Origin of the sequence: Cytobacillus sp. FSL R7-0680 (genome assembly GCF_038009245.1) — a bacterium.
GTDB classification, from domain to species: Bacteria; Bacillota; Bacilli; order Bacillales; family Cytobacillaceae; genus Cytobacillus; species Cytobacillus kochii.
In genome coordinates this window covers 536,841-551,239 of the sequence record NZ_JBBPAO010000001.1, presented here as the reverse complement: position 1 = coordinate 551,239, position 14,399 = coordinate 536,841, and the positions used below count along the sequence as shown (strand labels likewise).

15 protein-coding genes are annotated in these 14,399 nt (G+C 35.9%); 7 read left to right on the top strand and 8 right to left on the bottom strand.

Annotation, left to right across the window (positions count from 1 at the left end; all coding sequences use genetic code 11):
• Positions 1-78 precede the first annotated feature (78 nt).
• Genes MKY26_RS02775 through MKY26_RS02765 form a run of 3 tightly spaced genes read left to right on the top strand, consistent with a single transcriptional unit; the run spans position 79 to position 3,074 of the window.
• Entirely contained in the window at positions 79-1,332 is a 1,254-nt protein-coding gene (locus MKY26_RS02775) for a quaternary amine ABC transporter ATP-binding protein (RefSeq protein WP_341092002.1), read from the top strand.
• 2 nt (positions 1,333-1,334) lie between these two features.
• The gene (locus MKY26_RS02770; protein ID WP_095369745.1) at positions 1,335-2,174 is read left to right on the top strand and encodes an ABC transporter permease; all 840 of its coding nucleotides are present in this window, start codon (positions 1,335-1,337) and stop codon (positions 2,172-2,174) included.
• A gap of 12 nt (positions 2,175-2,186) precedes the next feature.
• Positions 2,187-3,074: a glycine betaine ABC transporter substrate-binding protein gene (locus tag MKY26_RS02765; protein ID WP_341091999.1), complete on the top strand. Its 888-nt coding sequence runs from the start codon at positions 2,187-2,189 to the stop codon at positions 3,072-3,074.
• Between the two features lie 53 nt (positions 3,075-3,127).
• Here MKY26_RS02765 and MKY26_RS02760 read toward each other — a convergent pair whose 3' ends face one another.
• Together MKY26_RS02760 and MKY26_RS02755 are read right to left on the bottom strand one after the other, a co-directional pair.
• On the bottom strand, positions 3,128-4,648 hold the full coding sequence (locus tag MKY26_RS02760; RefSeq protein WP_095369747.1) for a flotillin family protein: 1,521 nt from the start codon (positions 4,646-4,648) through the stop codon (positions 3,128-3,130).
• 14 nt (positions 4,649-4,662) lie between these two features.
• A complete protein-coding gene (locus MKY26_RS02755) occupies positions 4,663-5,187 on the bottom strand; it encodes a hypothetical protein (protein ID WP_322909186.1) in 525 nt (174 codons plus the stop codon).
• Between the two features lie 179 nt (positions 5,188-5,366).
• Between MKY26_RS02755 and MKY26_RS02750 the strand changes: the two genes are divergently transcribed.
• Positions 5,367-5,666: a hypothetical protein gene (locus MKY26_RS02750; RefSeq protein ID WP_095369749.1), complete on the top strand. Its 300-nt coding sequence runs from the start codon at positions 5,367-5,369 to the stop codon at positions 5,664-5,666.
• A gap of 56 nt (positions 5,667-5,722) precedes the next feature.
• Positions 5,723-6,517: a glycerophosphodiester phosphodiesterase gene (locus MKY26_RS02745; RefSeq protein ID WP_095369750.1), complete on the top strand. Its 795-nt coding sequence runs from the start codon at positions 5,723-5,725 to the stop codon at positions 6,515-6,517.
• A 3-nt stretch (positions 6,518-6,520) separates the two neighbouring features.
• Here the strand turns inward: MKY26_RS02745 and MKY26_RS02740 are convergent, their stop codons facing one another.
• Complete coding sequence (locus MKY26_RS02740) at positions 6,521-7,963, bottom strand: UDP-N-acetylmuramoyl-L-alanyl-D-glutamate--2,6-diaminopimelate ligase (RefSeq protein WP_307314743.1); 1,443 nt, start codon at positions 7,961-7,963, stop codon at positions 6,521-6,523.
• 95 nt (positions 7,964-8,058) lie between these two features.
• The gene (locus MKY26_RS02735; protein ID WP_095369753.1) at positions 8,059-8,826 is read right to left on the bottom strand and encodes a protein-glutamine gamma-glutamyltransferase; all 768 of its coding nucleotides are present in this window, start codon (positions 8,824-8,826) and stop codon (positions 8,059-8,061) included.
• Positions 8,827-9,055: 229 nt separating this feature from the next.
• Between MKY26_RS02735 and MKY26_RS02730 the strand changes: the two genes are divergently transcribed.
• Together MKY26_RS02730 and MKY26_RS02725 are read left to right on the top strand one after the other, a co-directional pair.
• The gene (locus tag MKY26_RS02730) at positions 9,056-10,486 is read left to right on the top strand and encodes a carbon starvation CstA family protein (RefSeq protein WP_307314746.1); all 1,431 of its coding nucleotides are present in this window, start codon (positions 9,056-9,058) and stop codon (positions 10,484-10,486) included.
• A gap of 228 nt (positions 10,487-10,714) precedes the next feature.
• On the top strand, positions 10,715-10,963 hold the full coding sequence (locus tag MKY26_RS02725) for a helix-turn-helix domain-containing protein (protein ID WP_306469957.1): 249 nt from the start codon (positions 10,715-10,717) through the stop codon (positions 10,961-10,963).
• A 4-nt stretch (positions 10,964-10,967) separates the two neighbouring features.
• Here MKY26_RS02725 and MKY26_RS02720 read toward each other — a convergent pair whose 3' ends face one another.
• From MKY26_RS02720 to MKY26_RS02705, 4 genes are read right to left on the bottom strand one after another with little or no spacing between them, the layout of a single operon-like run.
• Positions 10,968-11,570, bottom strand: a complete 603-nt coding sequence (locus tag MKY26_RS02720) for a response regulator transcription factor (RefSeq protein ID WP_341091997.1) — start codon at positions 11,568-11,570, stop codon at positions 10,968-10,970.
• Positions 11,571-11,575: 5 nt separating this feature from the next.
• Positions 11,576-12,691 carry a sensor histidine kinase gene (locus MKY26_RS02715; RefSeq protein ID WP_307314758.1) on the bottom strand — a complete coding sequence of 372 codons (1,116 nt, stop codon included), beginning with the start codon at positions 12,689-12,691 and terminating at the stop codon, positions 11,576-11,578.
• A gap of 5 nt (positions 12,692-12,696) precedes the next feature.
• A complete protein-coding gene (locus MKY26_RS02710; RefSeq protein WP_095369757.1) occupies positions 12,697-13,431 on the bottom strand; it encodes an ABC transporter permease in 735 nt (244 codons plus the stop codon).
• Positions 13,428-14,327: an ABC transporter ATP-binding protein gene (locus MKY26_RS02705; RefSeq protein WP_095369758.1), complete on the bottom strand. Its 900-nt coding sequence runs from the start codon at positions 14,325-14,327 to the stop codon at positions 13,428-13,430. The genes MKY26_RS02710 and MKY26_RS02705 overlap by 4 nt, the downstream gene beginning before the upstream one ends.
• Positions 14,328-14,399 lie beyond the last annotated feature (72 nt).

Here is a 14,399-nt window from a genome sequence, read left to right as displayed (position 1 = left end):
AGAAAAAACCATTTTTTCATTCGAATATGATCCAAATCCTGTAAAAACAAACATATACAAGTTAAACGAGGTGAAACAATGGATGAGAGAGCAAAAAAAATTAGCGTGAGTCAAGTATCAAAAATATTTGGCAAAAACACTAAAAAGGCCACTCAACTGTTAAATGAGGGTCAAAGTAAAAATGAAATTCTTAAACAGACCGGTGCAACCATTGGTGTTAACCAAGCCAATTTTAATGTTTATGATAGTGAAATCTTCGTCATAATGGGACTTTCTGGTAGTGGTAAATCTACATTAGTAAGAACCCTCAACCGACTCATCGAACCAACAACTGGAGACATTTATATTGATGGAAAGAACATTACAAAAATGTCCAAGGACGAACTAAGAGAAACTCGAAGAAAGAAAATAAGCATGGTTTTTCAAAAGTTTGCCTTACTCCCCCATCGTACCATTCTAGAAAATACAGAATATGGCTTAGAAATTCAAGGAATGGCCAAGGATAACCGTAAACAAAAAGCACTTGATGCATTAAAACTTGTTGGACTTGAAGGTTATGAGAATCAATATCCTGATCAACTAAGTGGTGGTATGCAACAGCGTGTTGGGTTAGCAAGAGCTTTAGCAAATGATACGGATATTTTATTAATGGATGAAGCTTTTAGCGCTCTTGACCCGTTAATTCGAAAAGATATGCAAGATGAACTCCTTGATTTACAAAGCTCGATGGCAAAAACGATTGTCTTCATTACACATGACTTAGATGAAGCGCTAAGAATCGGGGATAGAATTGCGTTGATGAAAGATGGTGCCATTGTACAAATTGGTACACCTGAAGAGATTCTGATGAACCCATCTAATCAATATGTTGAAAGATTCGTTGAAGATGTGGATTTATCGAAAGTACTTACAGCTCAACATGTAATGAAGAGAGCGGAAACCGTACAGGTAGATAAAGGGCCAAGAGTAGCCCTACAACTAATGAAGAAACTAGGTATTTCAAGTATTTATGCTGTTGATAAAAAGAAAAATATTCGCGGTATTGTCCATGCAACAGCAGCAAAAGAAGCAGTTGATTCAGGAAAAACCATCGAAGAGATATTAGATACAAGTTATCAAACAGTAACGGAAGATACCGTACTTACAGATCTCTTTGATATTGTTTCTACTGCCTCCATTCCTGTAGCTGTGGTAAACGAAAATGGCCGCTTGAACGGTATTCTCGTTCGTGGTGCGGTAATTGCTGCACTCGCAGGCAATAACGATGCCATTAATGATTTTGAACATGATACGAGTACAACTCAAGATCAATCTATTAAGGAGGTGTACTAATCATGGAAGAAAGCTTTATTCCTAAAATTCCCGTCGCTAGCTGGATAGATGCCTTTGTAGATTGGCTGACTGTTACTTTTGCGATTGTATTTGACGGTATTACAATTGCACTTGAAGCGATTGTAAATGGTATGAATACAGTGTTAATGGCTATCCCAGCATTGATTTTAATCATTATTTTAGCAATCCTCGCGTGGAAATTGGCTAGCAAGGGCATTGCTCTTTTCACATTGATTGGACTGTTATTAATACAAAATCTCGGCTATTGGGAAGGTATGTTACAAACCCTATCCCTTGTCTTAACATCGGTTATTATTACCGTCATTATTGGACTACCAATAGGTGTTTGGGCTTCACAAAAAAGAACTGTGCAACAAATTGTTACACCCATTCTTGACTTTATGCAGACTATGCCGGCATTCGTTTATTTAATTCCAGCTATATTCTTCTTTAGTATTGGGGTTGTACCAGGTGTAGTTGCCTCTGTTATTTTTGCCGTACCACCAACTATCCGTTTAACCATTCTTGGGATTCAACAAGTCCCTACCGATATTATTGAAGCAACTGAAGCTTTTGGATCAACTGTAAAACAACGATTACTAAAGGTACAACTACCGTTAGCAACACCTACGATTATGGCAGGTATAAACCAAAGTATTATGCTTTCTTTATCAATGGTTGTTATCGCATCAATGGTTGGTGCGCCAGGTTTAGGTGCGGATGTTTATCGTGCAGTAACACAGATTCAAATTGGTACAGGTTTTGAAGCAGGTCTTGCGATTGTCGTTATGGCTATTATCCTTGACAGGCTTACTCAAAATATAGGAAAGAAAAAAAACTAGGAGGACTTTAACATGAAGAAAAAATGGCTATCTTACTTAATGGTTCCAGCTGTCGCATTAGGCTTAGCAGCATGTGGATCAAATGAAACCGACGAAAATGCGACTGTAGGAGATCAGGTTGATCACGAAATTATCGGTATCGATCCTGGTGCAGGCATTATGAAGGCGGCAAATTCAACACTTGAAGAATATGAATTAAGTGATTGGACTTTAGTTGAAGGCTCTAGTGCGGCAATGACAGCTTCATTGAAAAAGGCTTATAATGCTGAAGAACCTATTATTATTACAGGCTGGAGTCCACATTGGATGTTCTCACAATTTGATCTAAAATATTTAGAAGACCCTAAAGGTACTTTTGGAGAAGAGGAAAATATCAATACAATCGTTAGAAATGGTCTAGCTGAAGACAAACCAAGCGCTTATCAAGTATTAGATGCTTTCAATTGGACTGAAGAACACATGAATGATGTGATGGTGAAGATTTCGGAAGGACAAGATCCTGCAGAAGCAGCGGCTGAATGGGTTGAGAATAACCAAGACCTCGTATCTGAATGGACTGATGGTGTTGATTCAGTTGATGGTGAAAAACTTAGCTTAGGCTATGTTGCTTGGGATACTGAAATCGCAAGTACGAATGTTATCAGTAAAGTTTTGACTGATTTAGGTTACGATGTGAATATTAGTCAAGTTGAGGCGGGTCCAATGTGGACTGGTGTCGCTGAAGGTAGTCTTGATGCCCATGTTGCTGGATGGTTACCTTTAACTCATGCTGATTATTATGATAAATTTGAAGGTAAATTTGAAGATCTAGGTTCTAACTTAGAAGGAACGAAATTAGGAATAGTTGTACCTGAATATATGGATATTGATTCTATTGAAGATTTAAAAACAGCTGAATAAATGAATGCAAAACAGCAGTGAGTTAAGGCTCACTGCTGTTTTTTTACCCACTATTACGCTTCTTTTTTATGATTTTCCGTTTTAATATCCATACCTAATTGCTCAATGCTTTGTTTAATATTAGATTTGCCTGAGAAATTTTCGATTAATTCCTTAATATCCAAGCCTGACGATGCCTTCACAGATTCTTGCATTGTTGTCATTAAGTCAGTGGCATAGCCTGTCACTTTATTCGCTCCACCTTTTGCTCCACTACCAGTATCTACAACTGTAATTTTATCAATATTAGAAAGAGGACTTGCCACTTCTTTCGCGTATGCTGGTAACATTTGAATAACCATATCCATAATCGCCGCATGCCCATACTGCTCAAATGCCTCAGCGATTTTCCTTTTTGCTTCTGCTTCTGCTAAACCTTTCAAGCGTATAATTTCTGCTTCTGACTCACCTTGTGCCTTTTGTGCTTCTGCTTTGGCTAACCCATCTGCACGTACCCTTTCTGCTTCTGCACGCGCCTCTGATTCTATTCGATATTGATGCGCATCTGCTTGGGCAATTTGTTTCCGTTTTTCAGCTTCTGCTGACTGTTCCACTGAATAACGATCTGCGTCTGCCTTTTTCTTGACTTCGGAATCATACTGTCTTTCTCTTCGTAGTATTTCCTTTTCTTCTAATTCAATCGATTTCTGTCTTTCAATAATTTTTATTTGCATTTCTTGCTCTGTTACTTCTTGTTTAGCTCTCGCTGTTTCTAAATCATAGGCTTGGTCAGCACGTGCCTTAGCGATATCTTGATCACGACGATAATCCGCCATTTTCATTTGATTCTCTTTTTCTGCCTCAGCGATTTCCGTCGCTCTTTCTAATTCTGCTTTTTGTGCATCTTTATCGGCTTCTGCTCGCTTTATTCGCGTTTCTTTTTCTGCTTCTGCCGTAGCAATGTCTGCATCTCTTCTCACCTGTGCAATCCTCGGTTTACCTAATGAATCCAGATAGCCATTTTTATCTCTTACATCTTTGATAGTAAATGAAACGATAATTAAACCCATTTTCGCTAAGTCTTGTGAAGCGACACGCTGAACTTCTTGTGAAAATTTATCACGGTTTTTGTAAATTTCTTCAACTGTCATTGAACCAAGTATTGAGCGTAAATGACCTTCTAATACTTCTTTCGCTTCATTTTCACGATCTTCTTTCGTTTTACCTAAGAATTGTTCTGCCGCAGTCGCAATTTCACCAATCGAGCCACCAATCTTAATAATAGCCGTTCCATCTGCCATAACAGGTACACCTTGTTCGGTATATACTTCTGGAGTTGAGACTTCTAATTTGCTTGATAATAAGCTAAGAGGCTCTGCTTGCTGGAAAACAGGTAATACAAACGCTCCTCCACCCCGAATAATTTTAATACGATTACCTGCTTCATCAACATGTACATTCTTACTGCCCAAATAACTACCTGTCACAATTAAAGCTTCATCTGGTCCAGCAGTACGATATTTCGTAACAAAAATTCCTAATAGCGCAACAATTAAAACCGCTACAATTCCAATAACAATCCATATTAAAAGCATAAGTTTCTCCTCCTTTATATCTGTTCATGTGTCGTAACAATGACTCGACTTTCTTTTACCTCAATGACTAATACTTTTTCGCCATTAGCGATTGCCTGCCCATTAAGGCTTTCAGCTGTTTTAGAAATTCTACCTGAATAGCTCTCAATCAATACTTCACCATAGCCCTTTTCTGGGATTGGAATGATAATAACTCCTACCCGTCCCCTTAACGAGTCTTCTGAATAGACAAGCGATTCTTCAGCAGATGACATTGGAACAAGTATAAACACATTTAATAGTACGGAAAAAATAAAGGCAATAATTACAGAGATTAATGCAATGAGAATACTATTCAACGAAGTTAATACTTCAAATAAATAACCACTTGCTGATAAAAAGACGATAAAGGCAAGTATTAATATTGGATTAAGAAAAGGACTAGCTTCCTCTATTCCACCTAATACATCCCCAAAAAAGAATAAAAGAATAATTAGTACACCTGAGATAATCAACGCATACAAATACAGTGTTTCAACGGATAGGTTAAAAACTTCCATCATCATCATCCTTGTTTTCTATACTTTTCCTTTCTTTCACACAAATTCACACTCCCCCTCGTATAAAAATAGGTTGTAACATACATACGAATGAGCGGGCGATAGGTTTCAAATATTTCATTATTTGTCATGATTTTCTTCCATCTGAATATGTTGAATATAGAATAGGAGGGAACTGTTTGACACGTCAAGAAAGGAATAGAAAGCAACATTTTAATTTAGATAAATTACTGATTCTTCTCATAACACTTATGATTACTGCTATTACATCCCTTTACTTTTATAGTAGAAGTATCATTGTTATTGAAGCACCTAAGACTGATTATGGCGAGAAAATTGTTGTTCAACTACCTTCAGGACAAAAAGTGTTTACCTATGAAAAATTAGTAGTAAAGAAGGATGGTAAGCTAATATATCAAGGGGAACATCAAACAATCGCATTGACTGGTGGTAAAATTAAATATGAGGACTGGGATTGACAACAAGTGTCATCGTCATTTACGATAAGCAAAAATCATGAGAAAGGGGCATCAGAATGAGACAAGTGAGAAGAGCTTATCATACGATTAATGCTAAATTGGCATTAATGTTTAAGAAACAAAACAAGTTCTTTCATCCCAGCTTTCAAAAAATTGCTCATAGAGGTGCTGCCGGAACATGTCCAGAGAATACCATGATTGCTTTTGAGCGTGCGCTTCAATTAGGTGCTGACATGATTGAATTAGATATCCAGTTAACTAAAGACCGACAAATCGTTGTCATACATGATGCAACAATTGATCGAACTACAAATGGGACAGGTAAAGTATCTGATTATACATATGAAGAGTTATGCCAATTTGATGCCGGAAGTTGGTTCTCTCCAACATTCCAAGGTGAAAAAATTCCATTACTCAAAGATGTATTGAATAAATATTACAATCAGATAGGTGTTTTAATTGAATTAAAAAAGCCTGAAAAAAACCCAGGCATTGAAAGCTTACTACATTCTTTACTTATGCAATATTCTACTGATTCAATCATAATTCAGTCTTTCAACCTCGACTCACTAAGGAAGATAAAAACGCTCATGCCCTCGGTGAAATTGGCCTTATTAGTCAATTACCCCCTTCAAACTAAAGACATAAAAAGAATAGCACAGGAATTTGATTATGTGAGTTTGAAGTGGACAATGGTTAACAAAAAAGTGATGTCCGCAATAAAACAAGCTCAATTACGAACAATTATCTGGACAATTAATACTAAAAAACAATTAGCTAGTGTAAGGTGTTGGGATATAGACGCAATTGTCACTGATCATTTACAGTTATTAGCTAAAAGTGAGGAGTAAATATTAACGATCTTCACCTTTTTCCCATTCTATTAAATATTGGATGGTTTCAATGTCATTTTTCGTTTGAAGGTGAAAAATATCTTGGTAATTCTCATGCCCCTTCCCAATAACAAATATCCAATCACCACTTCCTCCTATTTCCCACATTTTCTTTATAGCCATAGTGCGATCCATTATGACTTCCCCATTTGTAAATGGTTTTGTTAAGTTATATAATTCTTCTTCTACAACCGTTTTACTCTCCCCATTTATATCATCTAATGTAAGGATAAACTGCCGACAATAAGTAGATGCCACCTTAACCATTTTAATTCGCTTGCTTTTATCCCTTTTTCCTCGAAATCCAAAAACCATATATATTTTTTTCGCTCTATTTTCTTTAGCTGTTTGGAGAAGGTAGATGAGAGCATCTTCTGTATGAGCATAATCAATAATAAATACGGCCCCTTTCTTATTGTAATATTTCTCCCATCTGCCAGGTACTCCTCTAAAATTCATTAATCCTTGCGATATTACCTCTTTTGATATGCCCGATTCTAAACAAGCAGCAATAGCGATAGCTGTATTATAAAGATTATGTTTCCCCGGTAATGGTGAATCTGCTACAATAGTATCTTTTTTAACACTTGATATTTTTAACTGATATTTTGCATCTTTAAACGTGAGCTGCAGATCATAATCGCCAGCTTTACCAATTGTTTTTATTTTATTATGTTCCTGCTCAAGTGCTATTTTCGCCCCCCATGTATCCTCAATGTTGACTAATCCAACGCCTTCATCTTTTAATAAAGAAAAGATTTTCTTTTTCTCGCTGTAATACTCTTCAATCGTATGATGATAGTCCATATGATCATGAGTTAAATTTGTAAAAATAGCTATATCAAGCAGTAATCCTTCTGTACGATGTTGATGGAGTGCATGGGATGAAATTTCTAGTATGATAAAATCATCCATACTTTCAGCTAATAAAGATTGTAGTTCTAAAGCGTCTGGAGTTGTATTTTTAGCTTTTCTTGTTTGGTTATTAATATTATTTTCTATCGTGCCTATCATTCCACAAGAATACCCTGCTTCTTTGATGAGATGGTGGATGAGATAGGCTGTAGTTGTTTTACCATTTGTGCCCGTTATCCCAATTAAGCGATGTTTTTTGCTGGGGTGGGCATAAAATATGCTTGCTAAAATGCCTAATGTTTTCCTAGAATCTTGAACTGCAATATACGGAACAGTGAGCGATAATCGCTTTTCCCCTATCACAGCAATCGCTCCATTTTTAATTGCTTCTTCTATATATTTATGCCCATCCTTTTCAAAACCGGAAATGGCAATAAATAAATATCCTCGTTTTACTTTCCTTGAATCTGTAGTTAAACCTTTCACTACTTCATGACCACTATCTTTTAAGTCCGTTTGTAATAAGTTAAATACATCAATTAATTTCATATAAAAAACTCCTTAAGGCACCAATAAAGTTACTATTTTTTGTATGCCCACGAACAAAAAAAATATGCCTTTATGAGACATATTAAGTATTACTATTAAAGTAATTGGAAAATAGAAGAATCGTAATTCTGATGTGGTACTCTACGTGCAAATTGTGAAAGGTATTTGTAACTTAAGCGACTATGTTGTGAAATAAGATACGCATCCTGTGTCGCTCCTGGCTTTCTTAGCGTATTCAATGCTTCTATCATCCCTCTTTCACTTTCCAATCCTACTCCGTGTCCAAAGTATCGGTCATTACCTAAATAGACTGCATTTTCTCCCGTCCATATTGGATGCTCGAAATCGGGATTATAAAAGTAAACAACATCTCCTGGAATGAAATCTCTTCCTATCCGTGTATCTATACCTAAGTCTTGATCATAATTCCAATCCCAAACTAAAAGACCTTGGAATAAAGTGTTAAATCGACTAATCGAAATCGAATCCAATACTGATTTATAAAATAACAATACAATTGCTGTAGAACATTCAAATGCATATAAGTGGCTATTATGAAACACATCCCTTATCGCATCCGAGGGTAATATATATGGTTTTAATACATAACCGTACTTCGTTTTTGTCCAAATCTGAGGGTTAAATCTTGATACATCAAATGGAGCGAATTCTGCTTTACTTTCATGTAACTGGTAAGCGGCTTGAATTAGTTTTTCTCTTAAGAGTAGCTCAAATTCAAAAACAAAAGCAGAATCATAAAAAAATTGCTGTGGTGAAGAATCGAGTGCTCTATAAATATCTTGTTGTATAGGACTAAATGAATGAATAGGGGGCTTCTCCTGTGACTGAATAATAATGGTCATAAACACTTACCTCCCTTTATTTAATTTTCTTCTGACAACATATAATACCAAATTATGTTCTGCCCCGTTCAGAGGTTCATAATAGCCAATAATAAGTTCATCTATTAGAAAATTATATAAAAATAACATTTTTCTGAAAAAGTATTGCTTTACAGCAAAAAAGCACTTACAATACATCATATATTCCAAAGTTTCAGAAATATATCACATCAGCAGGAGGCACTTAAATATGGCAACATTCCTTGTAGCAATTGTATTACTTATTCTTGGATACATGTTTTATTCGAAATTCGTAGAGAAAGTTTTTAGTATCGATGATAGTAGAAAAACCCCAGCGTATACAGAAGCAGACGGCATGGACTTTGTCCCAATGAGCTGGTGGAAAGGAAATCTTATTCAACTATTAAACATTGCTGGCACCGGTCCGATATTTGGCGCATTAATGGGTGCATTATACGGACCTGTCGCGTTTATATGGATTGTTATTGGCTGTATTTTCGCTGGAGCTGTTCATGATTATTTTTCAGGAATGCTTTCACTTAAACATAAGGGAGAACAATTCCCTAATCTCGTTGGTAGATATCTAGGGAATGGAATGAAAGTTTTTATTAATATATTATCCATTATATTAATGATTTTGGTAGCAGCTGCTTTTACAGCAAGCCCAGCCCAATTGATTTCTTCTATTACCCCACTTAGTTTTACTGTATCGTTAATGATTGTATTTGCTTATTTCGTTATTGCAGCGGTTCTCCCGATTAACCAAATTATTGGTAGAATTTATCCGATATTCGGTGCGATATTAATCTTTATGGCTGTGTCCATTGGTATCGCTTTACTATTTAATGGTCAACCTATTCCAAATTTAACTTTTAGCAATTTACACCCTGAAGAATTGCCAATTTGGCCATTATTAATGGTTACCATTTCATGTGGCGCTATATCTGGTTTCCACGCAACACAAAGTCCAATTGTATCAAAAACTTTAAAAAAAGAGTCTGATGGAAGAAAAGTATTTTACGGAGCAATGATTGGTGAAGGAATCATCGCCCTTATTTGGGCAGCAGCAGGAATGACATTCTTCGGAGGAACAGGTGGCTTACAGGAAGCTTTAGCGACCGGCGGGCCAGCAGGCGTGGTGAATGAAATTTCCATTTCACTTTTAGGTACACTAGGGGGCATTTTAGCGATACTTGGTGTTATTATTCTACCTATTACAACAGGAGATACAGCGTTACGTTCATCGAGAATGATGCTTTCTGAAACTATTTCGAAGTACTTGAACTTTAAAGGGAATGGACAGATACTACTTGTCACATTATTAGTTGGTGTTCCAACATTTCTTTTAGCAACGATTGATTATTCCTTTTTATGGAGATATGTTGGTTGGACCAACCAATTATCTGCCACGATTATGCTTTGGACAGCAACAAGTTTCCTACTAAAATCTAATAAGCAGCACCTCATAACAGGAATTCCAGCTATGTTCATGACAGGAGTATCTGCTACTTATATATTTTACGCACCTGAAGGATTGCAATTATCTTATCCAATATCTTTAACAATTGGGACAGTCTTATCGATCATCGTGTTAATCATTTACATCAAGAAAATAATTGACACACGAAGTCATAAGACAACTAACATAGAAATTGTCTAATCTGAAGCAGACTGGGAAAGTGTGAATCCCAGTCTCTTTTTATTATTATGGGCAATCAATTAAAATGAAGATAACTGTTGTCTACTATATACTTACAATGAGAAAACAACTCATTCACTAACAGGTAAAATGTTATTTGTCAACAATATACTTTGACAAACAACGTAAAAAAGTGCTAATTTTATAGAGAGCGTGATTTTAAATTTGCAATTATAGTAGGTGATGAATTTGAGTAAAAATATGAATAAAGATATGATTAAATTTATTAGAAAAAGTTATAATATGACACAACGAGACTTCGCTCGAATTGTGAGCTGCAGCTTCTCGCTCATCGCACTTGTTGAAGTGGGAAAAAGACGAGTCACATCGGATTTAGAAAATAAAGTCAAGGTAGCATTTGACTTAGATGATCAACAATTACAATCAATTTCTACATTAATAACTGAATTTAGTAAGGGCGTTCCACCTTTTATGTAAGCCACTATATCCAACCTTTCTCCTTTGCTTTAGTTATTGCTTCAATCCTATTCTTTGCCTCTAACTTATTAATGATTTCTGACATATAATTGCGCACCGTCCCAGCAGACAAAAAAAGGTGCGCCGAAACCTCCTTTGAAGTTAAACCCGACGCAATAAGCTTCAACACTTCCTTTTCCCTGGAAGTGAGTGGGTTATCTTGTCTCAATTGATTAAATACCAGTTCCGGAGAAAACATTCTCTGACCATTCATCACACGCCTAATGGCTTCAGCTAGTTCTTCACTCGGTCCATCTTTTAATAAGTATCCGTGAACTCCTGCTCCTATTGCCCTTTCAAAATAACCTGTTCTAGCAAACGTTGTTAAGATAATAACTTTACATAATGACTTTGATTCAAATATTTCCTCTGCTAAATCTAATCCACCTTTTATAGGCATTTCAATATCTAATAAACATACATCTGGTGCCATTTGATGAATTAATTCTGTTGCTTCTTTTCCATTATTCGCTTGCGCTATGACTTCTATATCTTCCTCATAGTTTAATAATGTGCTTAACGCTCCTCTTAACATCTGCTGATCTTCAGCTATTAAAACTCTTATCATATCATTTAAGTACCTCCGAACTTTCTTTCTACAATTGGAATGAATACATTGACAGATAACCCTGTTTCATAATGGAAAAAGTTCAAGCTACCTTCAACTAACTCTAGACGTTCAGACATGCCTTTTAAACCATTCCCTAATTTCGTGTCTCGATTAAATCCTATTCCATTGTCTGAAATAGTTACCTCTATCCCTAAATTATTTTGCGATAATCCAATTACACAATGAGTCGCCCGAGAATGCTTAACGATATTTGTAATTCCTTCTTTTATACACATACTGATCATATTTTGCATCATTGATGTTATATTTTCACATCTATTCAGCCCTGTTACCTCCAGCGTAATATTGGCTGAATTTAATATCCCTTTGCAATCACTAATCGTTTCAGCAATTGTTAAAACTCGCATGTCTGCCACTAACTCTCTTACTTGTTTTAAGGCAATCCGTGAAGTCCGCTCGATTTCATTTACCTCTTTGGTGACAATTTGGGGATCAGCTTGATGCTTAGTCATTTTCGCTACTAGTTGAGATTTTAATGTTATATAAGATAGTGTATGACCGAGTGTATCATGTAAATCTCGAGCTATTCTCATTCTCTCTTCTCTTTTAATTAATACTTCAATCTGTTCGTTTGCTTCATTTAATTTTTCTTCTAACTCCATTTTCGTCGACATGGAGTGAATACCAAAAGGAGATATAATCATAACAACAACCATTACGACGAGATAAAAGTATTCGCTCAACATTTCATATTGTAAAATAACAGGTAAAATCGAAGAGAATACAAATAAAATCATACTAATTGTAAACATCTTAGAATTACGCAGCCACCCGATGAAATTTGCACAATAGAACCCGAGCAATACTAATGAAGGTTGATAAAAATAGGTAAAAATAATAATAATGATAAATTGTAGTATTAACCAACCCATATAAGAGGACATTGGTGGATCAAAGAAAAGTTTCCTATAAGATAGAAAAAAAAGGAATAAAAGCATCCATCCAATCACTGCCTTTACCCCTGTTTCATTTATTAAAACAATAATCGGAAACATTAAATAGACCAAAAAAACATATGGGAGAAAACCATATTTGACAGGAAATAACTTATAACCCAAAAAGCTTACACCACCACTTCTTGCTTTCTTCTAATATAAATACTTAATACTACAAATAGAAGGAAATATCCTGCTAATACAGCAATATTCAGCAAAGAAGGGTTGCCACCTTCTGTAATCTCCCATACACCCGCTCCATAATGATAGGAAGGAATCGCTTTAGCAATGGACTTAAAAATTGATGGCAACACTTCAATTGGCATAAATAACCCCCCCATGAAAGCTAAGACCATATAAAAGAAATTACTGATTCCAGCAGCTGTCTCCACCTTGTTCATTGCACCAATAATTGTTCCAATAGCGAGAAAAGGTAAAGCGCCAATTAATATCCATAGCGCGCTTGTCAGCCATTGCCAAACGCTCAAATTAACCCCATTTATCACCGCACCAACAACAAAAATAATGGTTACAGAACAAATGTGAATCATCGTTTGCCCAACCATTTTTGCTGAGAAATAAACACTTGAACTAAGCGGGGTTGTTCTCATTAAAGTGGACCAACCATGAGCCTTTTCTTCTACTAATCGAATGCCTAACGTCAAAATACTCGTCCCCATCACACTAAAACAAGTAACGGACATTAAGAACCGACTGTTCCAACTGTCTCCCATTCCAGTATTAAATATATTTGTAAAAACAAAATAAAAAACGATAGGCATAAATAAAGACCAAAAAACAAAATAAGGATTTCTAAATATCCTTAATACCTCTACTTTTGTCTGCATCAACCATCCTCTCATTCACTGATCCCCCTTTCTACTGTTAATAATTCAAACGCATCTTCAAGTCTTGCCCGATGTAAATGAATGTCTCGCATAACGACCTTTTTTTCAAACAACTCCCCCAAAAGCGCATCAGTGGAAGAAGTTGTTAACACAATCCGTTGATCAGTTATTTTCGCACTTATGACATGAGAAAATGTTTGTAGCAAGCTGATATCAACCTGATCTGATTTAAACGAGATAGCTCCATCAGACAAATGACTTTTTAATTGTAAAGGTGAACCATCAGCAATCACCTTTCCTTGATTAAATAACATAATTCTCTTGGCAACATCATCAGCTTCTTGTAAGTAATGAGTGGTAAAAATAACCGTTTTACCTTCATCATTTAAATATTGTATCGCTTGCCAAAATTTTTTTCTTACTGTACTATCCATGCCAACAGTTGGCTCATCTAAAAAAACGATTTGTGGATTACTTATAATGGCTAATGCAAAATTCAACCTTCTTTTTTGACCACCCGAGAGTTTATACGCCTTTTTCTTAAGCAGCTCTATAGGGATACCTGTAATTTCCAACACTTCTTCTAAACGTAAAGGGTTTTCATAATAACTACTAAACATGAGTAATACTTCCTTCACAGACAATGCATCAATGACACTGACCTCTTGGAGCATCACACCAATTCTTTCTTTCACCGCTCGCTCATGAGGTTTCTTATTTAAAATCAGTATATTTCCTGAGGTTGGTTTAACTAACCCTAATAACATCAGCAAGGTTGTTGATTTACCAGCCCCATTCTTCCCTAGTACAGCTAATAACTCCCCTTTTTCAACTTCAAAAGACACATCGTTAACTGCCCATAAATCCTTATACCTTTTAGTCAAATGTTTCGTAGCAATGATTGTTTCCATTAACACCATCTCCTTACTAAAATTATATGAGATGGCTTACTTGTCCGTTTAGTGTGTGATGTCACCCCCCTC

Coding starts and splice junctions, on each gene's coding strand:
- MKY26_RS02745 (WP_095369750.1), top strand. CDS start 5,723: ATGAGACAAGTGAGAAGAGCTTATCATACGATTAATGCTAAATTGGCA.
- MKY26_RS02730 (WP_307314746.1), top strand. CDS start 9,056: ATGGCAACATTCCTTGTAGCAATTGTATTACTTATTCTTGGATACATG.
- MKY26_RS02710 (WP_095369757.1), bottom strand. CDS start 13,431: ATGAGAGGATGGTTGATGCAGACAAAAGTAGAGGTATTAAGGATATTT.
- MKY26_RS02760 (WP_095369747.1), bottom strand. CDS start 4,648: ATGCTTTTAATATGGATTGTTATTGGAATTGTAGCGGTTTTAATTGTT.
- MKY26_RS02720 (WP_341091997.1), bottom strand. CDS start 11,570: ATGATAAGAGTTTTAATAGCTGAAGATCAGCAGATGTTAAGAGGAGCG.
- MKY26_RS02775 (WP_341092002.1), top strand. CDS start 79: ATGGATGAGAGAGCAAAAAAAATTAGCGTGAGTCAAGTATCAAAAATA.
- MKY26_RS02740 (WP_307314743.1), bottom strand. CDS start 7,963: ATGAAATTAATTGATGTATTTAACTTATTACAAACGGACTTAAAAGAT.
- MKY26_RS02755 (WP_322909186.1), bottom strand. CDS start 5,187: ATGGAAGTTTTTAACCTATCCGTTGAAACACTGTATTTGTATGCGTTG.
- MKY26_RS02770 (WP_095369745.1), top strand. CDS start 1,335: ATGGAAGAAAGCTTTATTCCTAAAATTCCCGTCGCTAGCTGGATAGAT.
- MKY26_RS02735 (WP_095369753.1), bottom strand. CDS start 8,826: ATGACCATTATTATTCAGTCACAGGAGAAGCCCCCTATTCATTCATTT.
- MKY26_RS02705 (WP_095369758.1), bottom strand. CDS start 14,327: ATGGAAACAATCATTGCTACGAAACATTTGACTAAAAGGTATAAGGAT.
- MKY26_RS02765 (WP_341091999.1), top strand. CDS start 2,187: ATGAAGAAAAAATGGCTATCTTACTTAATGGTTCCAGCTGTCGCATTA.